This is a genomic window from Brachybacterium sp. GCM10030268, assembly GCF_042666305.1.
Taxonomy (GTDB): Bacteria; Actinomycetota; Actinomycetes; order Actinomycetales; family Dermabacteraceae; genus Brachybacterium.
The window spans coordinates 614,194-627,757 of the sequence record NZ_JBHTCW010000002.1 but is presented as its reverse complement, the minus strand read 5'-3'; the positions used below and the strand labels follow the sequence as shown (position 1 = coordinate 627,757).

Below are 13,564 nucleotides of genomic sequence, written 5' to 3'. Positions count from 1 at the left end.
ATGATGACTTGCGTGATCGCATGGCGGACACCGACGTATTCTTTTCCTGGCCCCGGAGACGGCATCCCCGGGTGCTGCCACCCGACCCGGAGGTACATCCCGTGACGCGTCCCGTCGTGCTCCTCGCCGAAGAACTCTCGCCCGCCACCATCGAGGTCTTCGGCAACGACGCCGATGTCCGCCACGTCGACGGCACCGACCGTCCCGCCCTGCTCGAGGCCGTCGCCGAGGCCGACGCCCTGCTCGTGCGCTCGGCCACCGCCGTGGACGCCGAACTGTTCGCCGCCGCCCCCGGCCTGAAGGTCGTCGCCCGCGCGGGCGTGGGCCTGGACAACGTCGACGTCAAGGCCGCCACCACCGCAGGCGTCATGGTCATCAACGCCCCCACCTCCAACATCGTCTCCGCCGCGGAGCTCGCGGTCTCCCTCGTGCTCGCGTCGCTGCGCAACCTCGCTCGCGCCGACGCGTCGGTCAAGGCGGGACGCTGGGAGCGCAAGCAGCTCAGCGGCGTCGAGCTTCTCGGCAAGACGGTCGGCATCGTCGGCTTCGGCCGCATCGGTCAGCTGGTCGCCGAGCGGCTGACGCCCTTCGGCGTGGACCTGCTCGCCTATGACCCCTACGTCAACCACACCCGCGCCGCCGAGCTCGGCGCCCGCGTGGTCGAGCTGGACGAGCTGATGAGCGCCGCGGACATCGTCACGGTGCACATGCCCAAGACGCCCGAGACCACGGGCCTGATCGGTGCCGAGCAGTTCGCCCTGGCGAAGCCGAACCTGCACATCGTCAACGCCGCCCGCGGCGGGCTGATCGACGAGGAGGCCCTCTACGAGGCGCTGTCGGCCGGGCGGATCGCCGGTGCGGCACTGGACGTGTACACCTCCGAGCCCCCGTCCACCTCCGAGACCGCGGCGCGGCTGCTCGAGCTCGACAGCGTCACGCTCACTCCGCACCTGGGCGCCTCCACCGCCGAGGCGCAGGAGAAGGCCGGCGTGGCCGTCGCCAAGTCCGTGCGGCTGGCACTTGCCGGTGAGCTGGTGCCCGACGCGGTCAACGTCGCCGGCGGTGCCCTGGATGACGAGGTGCGCCCCGGTGTGGCCCTCGCCGACCGCCTCGGCCAGCTGTTCACGGCTCTGGCCGCCGAGGCGCCGGACCTGCTGGACATCGAGGTCCACGGCGAGATCGCCTCGCGCGACGTCACCGCCCTGAAGCTCTCCGCGCTGCGCGGCATCTTCCGCAGCGTGGTCACCGAGCAGGTCAGCTACGTCAACGCCCCGGTGATGGCGGAGGAGCGCGGCATCACGGTCCAGCTCGTGACCGACGAGACCTCGGAGCGGTTCCGCAACGTCATCACCATCCGCGGCACGCTCCGTGACGGCCAGGTGGTCTCGGTCTCGGGCACCCTCAGCGGCGTCGAGCAGGCCCACAAGCTAATCGAGGTCGGCGGCCACGAGCTCGACGTGCCGCTGAGCGATCATCTGCTGATGATCCGCTACGACGACGGCCCCGGCCTGATCGGCCAGTACGGCGCCCATCTGGGCGAAGCAGGCGTGAACATCGCCGGCATGCAGGTCTCCCGCGCCGGGAACGGCCCCGGCGCCGAGGCCCTGGTGGTCCTCGACCTGGACGTCTCCGTGGATCGCGAGCTCGCCGAATCGATCGGCGCGTCGATCGGCGCCCATTCCATCCACGCCGTCGACCTCGTCTACTGACCCCGTTCCCTGACCGATCCGGTCACCTGACCGAGCCGGCCCCTGACTGATCCCACCTCCTGACGCATCCCGCAGAACCGGAGTCCCCATGAGCACCGCCAGCCCGAGCAGCACCCTCCGCCTCGCCGTCATCGAGGGGGACGGCATCGGCCACGAGGTCGTCCCGCAGGGTGTGCGGGCCCTTCGGGCGGCCCTCGAACCGGCCGGGGTCAGCGTCGAGACCACGGACTTCGACCTCGGCGCGGGGCGCTGGCACCGCACGGGCGAGACCCTGACCGATGAGGACATGGCGCGCCTGGCCGAGCACGACGCGATCCTGCTCGGCGCCGTCGGCGACCCCGACGTCCCCTCGGGCGTCCTCGAGCGCGGGCTGCTGCTGACGCTCCGCTTCGGCTTCGACCAGTACGTGAATCTGCGTCCGACACGGCTGTTCCCCGGCGTGGACTCGCCCCTGGCAGATCCCAGCGAGGTGGACTTCCTGGTGGTGCGTGAGGGCACCGAGGGGCCGTACGTCGGCAACGGCGGCTCGATGCGCACCGGGACGCCGCTCGAGGTCGCCACCGAGGTCTCCCTCAATACCGCCGTCGGCGTCGAGCGCGTGGTGCGCTACGCGTTCGAGCAGGCCGAGAAGCGCCGGGGGAAGCTGACCCTGGTGCACAAGCACAACGTGCTGGTCCACGCCGGTCACCTGTGGCGCCGCATCGTCGAGGAGGTCGGCGCGGAGCACCCGGGCGTCGAGGTCGACTACGCCCACGTCGACGCCACCATGATCTACCTGGTCACCGACCCCTCCCGCTTCGACGTGATCGTCACCGACAACCTCTTCGGCGACATCGTCACCGACCTCGCCGCGGCCGTCGGCGGCGGCATCGGCCTGGCCGCGAGCGCCAACATCAACCCCACCGGCGCCTTCCCCTCCATGTTCGAACCGGTCCACGGCTCCGCCCCCGACATCGCCGGGAAGGGCCTCGCCGACCCCACCGCGACGGTGCTCTCGGTCGCCCTGCTGCTGGACCACCTCGGTCACGGCGGACCGGCCGCCACGGTCCGCGCCGCCGTCGAGCAGGACCTCTCCGCCCGCGCCCAGCCCAGTGGTCCGGGCGACCGCGGGACCACCGCGATCGGGGACGCCCTGGTCGCCGCGATCTCCGGACGCTGACCCGCGACCCTGCAAGACTTGTGCCCTGACCGCCACCGACCCGAGGAGACTCCCGTGAGCGCGCTCGCCTTCCCCCACACCGAACAGGCCCGTCGCATCGGCGACGACGAGCGCGCCCGCATCCTCGCCGACCCGGGCTTCGGCACCTACTTCACCGACTTCATGGCCCATGCGACGTGGACCGCCGACGCCGGCTGGGACGAGGGCGAGGTGGTCCCGTACGGCCCGATCCAGCTCTCGCCCGCCTCCGCCGTGCTGCACTACGCCCAGGAGATCTTCGAGGGGCTGAAGGCGTTCCGCCATGCCGATGGGTCCGTGTGGACCTTCCGCCCCGAGCGCAATGCCGAGCGGATGCAGGCCTCCGCCCGCCGGCTCGCCCTGCCGGAGCTGGCGACCGACGCCTTCCTCACCTCCCTCACGGCGCTCGTCGCTGCCGACGAGCCCTGGGTGCCCGCACCCACCACCGAGGAGTCGCTGTACCTGCGCCCCTTCATGTTCGCCAGCGAGGAGTTCCTCGGGGTCCGGGCCTCCCGCCGCGTGGAGTACTACGTCATCGCCTCCCCGGCCGGCGCCTATTTCCCCCGGGGCGTGCAGCCGCTGGTGGTGTGGATCAGCGACGAGTACTCCCGCGCGGGCGCCGGCGGCACCGGCGCCGCCAAGTGCGGCGGCAACTACGCCTCCTCCCTGCTGGGCAAGGCCGAGGCCCTCGAGCACGGGGCCGACGAGGTGCTGTTCCTGGATTCCGAGACGCGCACGAACATCGACGAGCTCTCCGGGATGAACGTCTTCGCGATCACCGCCGACGGCCGTCTGCTCACCCCGAGCATCACCGGATCGATCCTCGAGGGCATCACCCGCGAATCCGTGCTGGCCCTGGCCGCTGACCGCGGGCTCGAGCGCGTCGAGCAGCGCCTGGCGATGAGCGACGTGCTCGAGCAGGTCAGCTCCGGCGAGATCACCGAGATGTTCGCCTGCGGCACCGCCGCGGTCATCAACCCGATCGGCGAGTTCCGCGCGCTCGGTGGGTCCTGGACCGTCGGCGACGGGGGCTCGGGGAAGACGACTCTGGCCCTGCGCCAGGAGATCACCGACATCCAGTACGGCCGGATCCCCGACCGGCACGGCTGGATGACGAGGCTGGTGTGAGTGCCATGACCCCCGTCGCACCGATCCCCGGCTTCCATCTCTACGACACCACTCTGCGTGACGGCTCGCAGCAGGAGGGGCTGAGCCTGTCGGTCGCCGACAAGCTCGCCGTCGCCCGCCACCTCGACGAGCTCGGGGTGACCTACATCGAGGGCGGGTGGCCCGGGGCCGTGCCCCGGGACACGGAGTTCTTCGCCCGCGCCGCCGGCGAGCTGGAGCTGCACACCGCCCGGCTCGCCGCATTCGGCTCCACCCGCAAGGCCGGCGTGGACGTCGCCGAGGACGCCCAGGTCCGGGCGCTGGTCGACTCCGCCGCTCCCACCATCACCCTGGTCGCGAAATCCGACCTGCGCCACGTCACCGGGGCGCTGCGGACCAGCGGCGAGGAGAACCTCGCGATGGTGCGCGAGACCGTGGCGCACCTGGTGGGCCTCGGCCGCGAGGTCTTCGTCGACGCCGAGCACTTCTTCGACGGCTTCGTCGACGATCCCGCCTACACCACCTCGGTGGTCCTCGCCGCCGTCGAGGCGGGCGCCGGGGTGGTCGTCCTGTGCGACACCAACGGCGGAATGCTCCCGCACCAGGTCGCCGAGATCATCGCGGATCTGCGCTCGCGTCTGGGGGCGGCGGGCTCGCCGCAGGCGCGCCTGGGGATCCACACCCACAACGACTCCGGCTGCGCGGTCGCCAACGCCCTCACCGCGGTGCGAGCCGGCATCGACCACATCCAGGGCTGTGTCAACGGCTACGGCGAGCGCACCGGCAACGCGGACCTCGTCACCATGCTCGCGGACCTGCAGCTGAAGATGGGCCTGGAGCTGGTGCCCGAGGAGACGCTGGCCGAGACCACCCGGGTCGCCCACGCCATCGGCGAGATCGTGAACATGCCGGTGACCACCCGGGCGCCGTACGTCGGGGCCAGCGCTTTCGCGCACAAGGCCGGGCTCCACGCCAGTGCGATCCGCGTGGACCCCGACCTCTATCAGCACACCGATCCGCGTGCCGTCGGCAACGACATGCGCATGATCATCTCCGACATGGCCGGGCGCGCATCGATCGAGCTCAAGGGCCGCGAGCTCGGCTTCGATCTGACCGACGAGCCCGATCTCCTGACCCGTCTGGCCACCACGGTCAAACAGCGCGAGGCGACCGGCTACTCCTACGAGGCCGCTGACGCGTCCTTCGAGCTGCTGCTCCTGGACGAGATGGGCCGGGTGCCGCGCTTCTTCGAGGTGGAGTCCTGGCGGGCGACCTCGTACCAGGCGCGCGACGGCTCCCTGGAATCCGAGGCGACCGTGAAGCTCGGGGACGACGGCCGCGGCACCCGCGTCGTCGAGATCGCCGAGGGCAACGGGCCCGTCAATGCCCTGGACACCGCACTGCGACAGGCCCTGCGCTCGCGGTTCCCGCTGATCGAGCGGCTCGAGCTGCAGGACTTCAAGGTGCGCATCCTCGATGCCCACCACGGCACGGACGCCACCACCCGCGTGCTGGTGAGCACCGCCGGGGCAGGACTGGAGTTCCAGACCGTCGGCGTCGGCGCGAACATCATCGAGGCCTCCTGGGAGGCGATCGTGGACGCGTACACGTACGGGCTGCACAAGTCGGGACTGCACACCTCGGGCGTGTAACTCTCGCTGCGGACCTGCGGACCTGCGGACCTGCGGGCCTGCGGACCTGCGTGTCTGCGGAGTCGTCGGGCCGCCGTGCATAGCGTCCGCGCCGGCGCAGGACCCGCCCCGCGCGGGCGCGTGACCGGATCGTTACCCGAGGTCTTGCCGACGGCGGCTCACCACAGGCCCCCGGGGCCTCCGCGTGCATGCTGACCGGGACCACATCGCATCGTGCTGCGCGCGGGCCCCTGCAGGTCCCGATCGTGCCGGCGCACTCCTCGGAGCGGAGCGTCCCATGTCCGCAGAACCTCTCGTCGCCCGTCCCCATCCCGGCCCCGCATCCCCGTCCGACTCCGGCAACGACCCGCGATCGGCCCGGAACCCCGGGAGCACGGTCCCACCCGGCGCGACCCGGGCGCTGGTGCTGGCGACCTTGGGCTTCGCCCTCGCCTGCTGGGCCTGGACGCTGCTGAGCCCGCTCGGGCCGATCTATGTCGAGCGCGGGCTGGCCCCGGAGGCCTCGCTGCTGGTGGCCATTCCCGTTCTGGTCGGGTCCCTGGGCAGGATCCCCGTCGGCGCCCTCACCGACCGCTTCGGCGGGCGGGTCATGTTCCCGGCCATCACGCTGGCCACCGTGGTCCCCGTGCTCTTCATCGGCTTCATCGGCCAATACACCTATCCCGCCCTCCTGGTGGGCGGGTTCTTCCTGGGCATCGCCGGCACCGCGTTCGCGATCGGCATCCCGTACGTGAACTCCTGGTTCCCGGCGGGCAAGCGAGGCCTGGCCACGGGCCTCTTCGGCGCCAGCATGGGAGGCACCTCCCTCAGCGCCTTCACCACCGTGCCTCTGCTCAGCGCGAGCGGGGACAAGGCACCGTTCGTGGTCACTGCCGTGGTGCTGATGGCCTACTCGCTGCTGGCCTGGCGGTTCATGCCCACCTCGCCCACCTGGTCCCCGTCCCGTCGCAACATCATCACGCAGACGGCCTCGGTGCTCCGTCTGCGGATCACCTGGCAGGCCTGCTACCTCTACGCGCTGTCCTTCGGCGGCTATGTCGCCTTCACGGTCTTCCTCCCGACCCTGCTGAGCACCTGGTACGGGCTCTCCAGTGCGGTCGCCGCCTACGGCATGGCCGGCTTCGTCGTGGCCGCTGTGCTCCTGCGGCCCCTCGGCGGGGTGCTGTCGGACCGGATCGGCGCGGGCCGAACGCTCCTGCTGTCCTATCTCGCCGTGCTCCTCGGGGCGCTCGTGGTGGCAGCGCATCCGCCGCTGATGCCGGTGGGCTCGTTCGCCTTCCTCGTCGTCGCGGCCGGTCTCGGGCTGGGCACCGGAGCCGTGTTCGCCCTCGTCGCCCAGGTGACCGAACCCTCCGTGGTCGGCTCGGTGACCGGCGTGGTCGGTGCGGCCGGCGGCCTGGGAGGCTTCTTCCCGCCCCTGGTGATGGCGGCGGTGCTGGCGCGGACGGGAACCTACTCACCGGCCATCCTGCTGCTGGCGGTGGCCACGCTGGGGGCGCTCGCGGTCACGTGGTCCATCGCCCGGGCCGGCGGGCGCTCCGAGCCGGAACCGGCGCCGGCACGCGCCTGACCGGGGCGTCCACCCCTGGTGCACGGTGCGGTGCGTCCGCGGGCAGGGCGCTAGTGTGGGCGTATGACGACGCCGACGCAGACGACGACCTATGTGCTCACCGCCATCGGCGATGACCGCCCCGGTCTGGTGGCCGCTCTCGCGGCCGCCGTCGATGAGCACGGAGGGAACTGGGTCGACAGCCAGCTGGCCCTGCTCGCCGGGAAGTTCGCCGGCATCGTGCAGGTCGAGCTCCCCGACCGCAGCGTCGAGGCCTTCCTCGCCCAGCTGCCGGCACTGGCCGCCGAGGTCGGCCTGGAGGTGGAGGCGACCGCCGCCGTCCCGGGGGCGAGCGGAGCTGCGACCGGGGACGTGCTGCGCCTGCATCTGCTGGGGCAGGATCGCACCGGCATGGTCCGTGAGGTCACCACGGCCCTCCACTCCCAAGGGGCCACGATCGACGGGCTGCGCAGCTGGACCCGGGAGGCACCGCAGGGCGGGGGACTGCTCTTCGAGGCCGAGGCCGAGGTGCGTCTGGCCGCCGGCACCGACGAGTCGCACATCCGCGAGGCGCTCGAGCAGATCGCCGCGGAGCTGATGGTCGATCTCGACCTCGACGCGGCCGGCTGATACGTCCGGGAGCGCACCATGACCGCCCGGCGATCCGAGGATCCTCGGCGTCGATCCCTGTCACGAGCAGGGGACGCCGAGAGGGGCATGGAGGGCGAGCACGCTGCGGAGTACTGGACGCCGCAGCGCCGGCGAGATGCGCGCCCCTTCCCGCTCGACCGGGAGCTGCCGCTGACGGACCAGGACGAGGATCGTGACGACCAGACCACTCAGGGCGGCGATGCGGGCGACGCAGCGGGGGAGCCGGAGCGCTGAGCATCGTCATCTGTCCGCGTGTCACGCTGCGGACATGGTTGGTGCGATGGGTCACACGACGTAGCGTGTCGGGGCGGCGCCCTCACGCCGCTCCCGATCCCCTGCGAAAGGACCCCTCCTGTGACTGTCGACCCCACGCAGCACTGGACCAGCACATCTGCCGAGCCGTTCCCTCCTCAGCGGGGACGACGTCTCCGAGCGGCCAGGGTGGTGGTCCTCGCCGCGGCCCTGACCCTCGGCGGCGCCGGCCTCGCCACGGCCGAGCCATCCGGCGACGAGCCCGAGACCACCACGCTGAGCGAGAGCGCGCAGGACAGCGCCCAGGAGTACTGGAGCGCCGAGCGCATGGAAGCCGCGACCCCCGCCGGAGAACTGGTGGAGGACCTTGCCGCGACGGCGACGGAGGTGGTCGAGACCGCGGCCCCGGTGGAGGTGCCCTCGGTCGCCGGAGGGACCCAGCCGCAGACGGGCACCTCGCCCCAGGAGGCGAGCGAGGCCGCCCAGCCCCAGGCCGCGCCCGGTGATGCGGCCCCGGCCGCGGTCGCCTCGAACACGGACCACATCGGCAAGGTGTTCTTCACCCAGGGCGGCGTCGACTACGTCTGCTCCGGCAACGCCGTGGCCTCCGGGAACCAGGCGACCGTCGCCACCGCCGGGCACTGCGTCCACGAGGCAGGCAGCTGGGCCACCAACTGGGTCTTCGCGCCCGGCTACCACGAGGGCGAGACCCCGTACGGCCTGTGGAGCGGTGCGGAACTGTTCTCCACCGATCAGTGGGTCAGCTCGGAGGACATCAACTACGACGTCGCCTTCGCCGTGGTCGAGCCCGAGAGCGGGGACGCCACCCTGTCCGAGACCGTCGGCGCCTCCGGCATCGCCTTCAACCAGGAGCGCGGCGGCCTGTACACCTCGTACGGATACCCGGCGGCCGCACCGTTCGATGGCCAGACGCTGGAATCCTGCCAGGGGTACGGCATGGACGACACCCTGGGCGGCACCGACGACCAGGGCATCGAGTGTGACATGACCGGCGGATCCTCCGGCGGGCCCTGGTTCTCCGGGGACGGACCGGACGGATACCAGACGTCGGTCAACAGCTTCGGCTACAGCGCCCAGCCGGGCGTGATGTACGGGCCCTACTTCGGGGACGCGGCCCAGGAGGTCTATGCGGAGGCCGGGGCCTCCTGAGGGCCTGACCGCTGGAACCCCCGGCACGGGGCCGGTGCCCGCACGGGCATCGGCCCCTTCCGCTGCGTGCTGTCGTGTGCAGGCTGCAGCCTGTTTCCTGAACCGTCAGCGGTCGGCGATGTCGCCGACGTGAGTGATCTCCAGGACCGGCTCCCCGGCCTCGTCGGTCGCCTCCAGGTCGAGCTCGGCCTCGATGCCCCAGTCGTGGTTGTGGTCGGGATCGTCGAGCACCTGGCGGATCCGCCACACCTTTGACTCCTCGGTGATCTGCAGCAGCTGTGGGGAGCGGGCCGGCCCGTCGATGCCGACGTGGTCGTAGGTGTCGTAGTACTCGTCCATGGCCTCCGCCCACCGCGGGCGATCCCAGCCCGAGGCGCCGTCCAGCTCACCGAGCCGCTGCTCGCGCTCGAAGGCGAAGTGCTCGACGCGCTGCCACATCGCGGCGCGCACCATGGTGCGCAGCACCTTGGTCTGGGCGGAGAGTCCGCGCGGCGTGGTGGGGCGGATCTCGGTCGCGCCGTCGGGGTCGGCGTCCTCCGGATGGGACAGGGCCTCCCATTCGTCCAGCAGCGAGGAGTCGATGCCGCGCACCAGCACCCCGAGCCACTCGATGAGGTCCTCGAGCTCCTCGGTGCGCAGGTCTTGCGGGAGGGTGCGGCGCATCGCCTGGTAGGCGTCCGAGAGGTAGCGCAGCACGATGCCCTCAGAGCGCTGCAGGCCGTAGCGCTGGACGAACTCGCTGAAGGTCTGCCCGGTTTCGTACATCTCGCGCACGATCGACTTGGGGGAGAGATCCTCGACGCGCACCCATGGCCGGGTCTTCGCGTAGATCTCCAGGGCGGATTCGAGGTCCTCCTCCAGCGGCTTGGGCCACGTGACCTCGTCCAGCCTCGCCATGCGCTCGGTGTACTCGACGCCCTCGGCCTTGAGCTCGGCGAGCAGCTCGCCCTTGGCGGCGTTCTGCTGGGCCATCAGGATCTGGCGAGGATCCTCGAGGATCGCCTCGATGATCGAGACGGTGTCCAGGGTGAGGGTCTCGGACTCCTCGTCGAGGGAGTCGATCATGGCGATCGCGAACGGTGCCAGCGGCTGGTTCATCGTGAAGTCCAGCTGCAGGTCCTCGACCAGGACGATGCGCCGGCCCAGGTGGTCCGGTTCGTCGAGCACCTCGATGATCTCCGCCTCCTTGAGGTTGCGGAAGATCTCGACGGCCTCGCGCACCAGCTTCAGTTTCTGGATCCGGGTCTGGTGGCTGGTCATGATCAGGTGACGACCGGCGGCGATCGCGTCACCGGGCCGGGAGATCAGGGCCAGGACCATGCCCGGGGTGATGCGCAGGTGCGGGCGCAGCGGCTCGGGCCCGTTCTCGACCAGTTTGGTCATGTTCTGCTCGGACCAGGAGACGGCGCCCTCGGGGATCCGGGGCTTGGGCTCCTTCTTGCGCTTCTTCGCGTTGTTGGGCGCGTTGCCGGCCTCCTCCCGAGCCCGCTGCTTGGCTCGCTCGCGCTCGAAGTCGATCGTCCACTGCGGCGCCTGCACCACGACGTGCCCGACGGTGTCGTATCCGGCGCGGCCTGCGCGCCCGGCGATCTGGTGGAACTCGCGGGCGTTGAGCAGACGCATCCGCTTGCCGTCGAACTTCGCCAGTCCTGTCAGCAGCACGGTGCGGATCGGGACGTTGATGCCCACGCCCAGGGTGTCGGTGCCGCAGATGACCTTGAGCAGCCCGGACTGGGCCAGCTTCTCCACGAGCCGGCGGTACTTGGGGAGCATGCCGGCGTGATGGACGCCGATGCCCTCGCGCACCAGCTTCGACAGCGACTGGCCGAAGCCCCTGGAGAACCGGAAGTCGCCGATGATCTCGCGGATCCGCTCCTTCTCGTCGGCCGCGAGGATCTTCTGGTTCAGCAGCGCCTGCGCCTGCTCGAGGGCGTCCTTCTGGGTGAAGTGGACGATGTAGACCGGGGCGTCCCGGTCCTGGAGGATCGTCGCGATCGTGTCCGGCAGCGGCTCCAGGGACCAGCGGAAGTCCAGCGGCACCGGGCGCGGCGCGTCGTCGATGGTGGTCACGTCGCGGCCGGTGCGCTCTTCGAGGTCATCCTCGAAGCTCGACACGTCGCCGAGGGTGGCGCTCATCAGCACGAACTGGCAGTCGGGGAGCTCGATCAGCGGCACCTGCCAGGCCCAGCCGCGCTGCGGATCGCCGTAGAAGTGGAACTCGTCCATCACCGCGAGGCCGACGTCGCTGCCGGGGCCGTCGCGCAGGGCGTGGTTGGCGAAGATCTCCGCGGTGCACACGATGATCGGGGCGTCGTGATTCACGGCGGAGTCCCCGGTCATCATCCCGACGTTCTCGGCGCCGAACTGTGCGACGAGGTCGAAGAACTTCTCGCTGACCAGCGCCTTGATGGGGGCGGTGTAGTAGGAGCGCTGCCCGCGGGCCATGGCGGCGAAGATCGCGGCGTAGGCGATCGTGGTCTTGCCGGAGCCGGTGGGCGTGGCCGCGATGACATGGTCACCCGCGGCGACCGCCAGCAGCGCCTCCTCCTGATGCGGGTACAGGACCCGGCCGACGGATTCCTGGGCCGCGACGAACCCGTCGACGATGCCGTCCTGACCGGCGGAGGATGAGCTCTCGGGCAGGAACGGCGTCAGGATCGGCATGGGTCCAGTCTGCCAGGCGGTGCCGGCCGCCACTGCCGCGGAGACTGCTCAGGGCGACGGCGCGAACTCGCCCCGCAACCAGCGTCGGTGCGCCGCGGCGGCCTGCCGTGTGGGCACCATGGGGACGTGCCGGTCGCGAGCGGCCCGGTCCCACGGCTCGCCGCGCAGCCTGAGGCTGAGGTAGTTCGTGACCAGCGGGGCGATGCGGGTGCCGTCGGTGAGGACGATGCAGGTCAAGCGGCGGTGATACCAGTGCGGCGCCTCGTCGATGAGGTGCACCTGCTCCCAGGGGACCCGGCGGGTGCGCAGCAGCTCGCGGACGGTGATTCCCTCGGTGGTCACGATCATGGCCAGCCGCGCCACGCGGAACACATAGACGATCAGTGCAGACCAGGGAACGAGCACTGCTGCCGCCACAGCGATGGCAACGGGGCGCTGGCCACCCTCGAAGGCGAGCACCGAGAGGACCGCGACGGCCGCCGCGGCGCCGGCGGCCAACACGGTCAGCACGGCGAATCCCACCCACTGCATGATTCGCCAGGCCGGCGCCAGCTGCGCAACATACAGCGTGTTCCCGCTGTCCACGGGGCCACTCCCTGTTGATGCTGTGGAGCGGGGCATGGGCGTTCTCACAGCGTCCTGAGGCTGTCGAGTCCCTCGAGCCCGGCAAGAATCCGACCCCGCAGCTCATCCGCGCGCTCGGCGAGGGCCCGCTGCCGCCGCACGTACTCGGCCTTGCCCTGCGAGGTCTCGATCGGCACCACGCCGTAGCCCAGCGGCCGCACGTCGTAGGGGCTCGCCTCCATGTCCAGCACCCTCGTCTCCCGGGCGTGCTCGAAGCAGTCCAGCACCACGTCCGAGGGCACCAGCGGGGTGAGCTTCATGGCCCACTTGTACAGGTCCATCCCCACGTGCAGGCAGGCGGGATTGTCGAGGTCGCCCTGGGTGGCACGGGTGGGCTCGAGCTCATTGCGCGGGGCGGCCGACGGGGTGAAGAACCGGAAGGCATCGATGTGGGAGCACACCAGGTTCTCGCGTTCGACGACCGCGTCGGTCTCGTCCTGGGTCAGCCGCAGAGGCAGGTCCTCGTGACGCTGCTGACCCGGCCGCAGCCGGTGGACCATCGCCCATTCGTGCAGTCCGAAGCAGCCGAACTGCGGGCGCCGGGCGGCCAGTGACGACGAGGACAGCAGCCTGGTCATGAAGGCGAGGGCGTCGGCGCGCTCGCAGAGGTAGCGGGCCACGTCGGCACGACGCCACGACGTTCCCGCGGGAACGTCGCCCGGCCCGTCACCTGCTCGACCGTCGGCGTCGACGTCGACGTACCAGGAGCGATGTCCCGCGTCGTCGACGTCGGGGATCAGGGTCTTCCCGTGCTCGTCGCGATCGGCGGCGGCGTCGTAGGAGACCTCCCACCCCGGATGCCACCGGCGCAGCCGGGCGGGGGAGAAGGGGTAATAGGTGAACAGGAAGTCCTCGACGGGGTGCTTCTCGCCCCGCCGTCTGCGCTCGCGGTGGCCTGCAGTGAGCGCATCGGCGCGCGCTTCGTGGGTGCGGCGCGCGGCAACGGCGTCCTCGGTGCTCAGAAGCCGGGTAGGGGCGGGGACGGTGGGCGCGGTCACCTGGTGCTCCT

At 71.1% G+C, this 13,564-nt stretch carries 11 protein-coding genes; 8 read left to right on the top strand and 3 right to left on the bottom strand.

The features are described from left to right. Positions 1 to 101 precede the first annotated feature (101 nt). The 8 genes from serA (at position 102) to ACFQRD_RS05820 (ending at position 9,267) form a co-directional block, all read left to right on the top strand. Positions 102 to 1,709, top strand: a complete 1,608-nt coding sequence (gene serA / locus ACFQRD_RS05855) for a phosphoglycerate dehydrogenase (protein ID WP_377016402.1) — start codon at positions 102 to 104, stop codon at positions 1,707 to 1,709. 88 nt (positions 1,710 to 1,797) lie between these two features. Then, positions 1,798 to 2,868 carry a 3-isopropylmalate dehydrogenase gene (locus tag ACFQRD_RS05850; protein ID WP_377016404.1) on the top strand — a complete coding sequence of 357 codons (1,071 nt, stop codon included), beginning with the start codon at positions 1,798 to 1,800 and terminating at the stop codon, positions 2,866 to 2,868. Positions 2,869 to 2,922: 54 nt separating this feature from the next. Then, positions 2,923 to 4,014, top strand: a complete 1,092-nt coding sequence (locus ACFQRD_RS05845; RefSeq protein ID WP_377016406.1) for a branched-chain amino acid aminotransferase — start codon at positions 2,923 to 2,925, stop codon at positions 4,012 to 4,014. A 5-nt stretch (positions 4,015 to 4,019) separates the two neighbouring features. After that, complete coding sequence (cimA, locus tag ACFQRD_RS05840) at positions 4,020 to 5,645, top strand: citramalate synthase (protein WP_377016408.1); 1,626 nt, start codon at positions 4,020 to 4,022, stop codon at positions 5,643 to 5,645. Between the two features lie 277 nt (positions 5,646 to 5,922). Further along, entirely contained in the window at positions 5,923 to 7,215 is a 1,293-nt protein-coding gene (locus ACFQRD_RS05835) for a nitrate/nitrite transporter (RefSeq protein WP_377016410.1), read from the top strand. Between the two features lie 63 nt (positions 7,216 to 7,278). Further along, on the top strand, positions 7,279 to 7,824 hold the full coding sequence (locus ACFQRD_RS05830) for a glycine cleavage system protein R (RefSeq protein ID WP_377016412.1): 546 nt from the start codon (positions 7,279 to 7,281) through the stop codon (positions 7,822 to 7,824). An 87-nt stretch (positions 7,825 to 7,911) separates the two neighbouring features. Next, positions 7,912 to 8,079, top strand: a complete 168-nt coding sequence (locus ACFQRD_RS05825) for a hypothetical protein (protein WP_377016414.1) — start codon at positions 7,912 to 7,914, stop codon at positions 8,077 to 8,079. 120 nt (positions 8,080 to 8,199) lie between these two features. Beyond that, positions 8,200 to 9,267 (top strand): trypsin-like serine peptidase, encoded by a 1,068-nt coding sequence (locus ACFQRD_RS05820; RefSeq protein ID WP_377016416.1) that lies wholly within the window; start codon positions 8,200 to 8,202, stop codon positions 9,265 to 9,267. A 105-nt stretch (positions 9,268 to 9,372) separates the two neighbouring features. Here ACFQRD_RS05820 and ACFQRD_RS05815 read toward each other — a convergent pair whose 3' ends face one another. From ACFQRD_RS05815 to ACFQRD_RS05805, 3 genes are read right to left on the bottom strand one after another with little or no spacing between them, the layout of a single operon-like run. After that, the gene (locus ACFQRD_RS05815; RefSeq protein ID WP_377016418.1) at positions 9,373 to 11,931 is read right to left on the bottom strand and encodes a DEAD/DEAH box helicase; all 2,559 of its coding nucleotides are present in this window, start codon (positions 11,929 to 11,931) and stop codon (positions 9,373 to 9,375) included. 48 nt (positions 11,932 to 11,979) lie between these two features. Then, positions 11,980 to 12,516, bottom strand: a complete 537-nt coding sequence (locus ACFQRD_RS05810) for a PH domain-containing protein (RefSeq protein ID WP_377016420.1) — start codon at positions 12,514 to 12,516, stop codon at positions 11,980 to 11,982. Between the two features lie 44 nt (positions 12,517 to 12,560). Beyond that, positions 12,561 to 13,553, bottom strand: a complete 993-nt coding sequence (locus tag ACFQRD_RS05805; RefSeq protein WP_377016422.1) for a 3-methyladenine DNA glycosylase — start codon at positions 13,551 to 13,553, stop codon at positions 12,561 to 12,563. Positions 13,554 to 13,564: the final 11 nt, after the last annotated feature.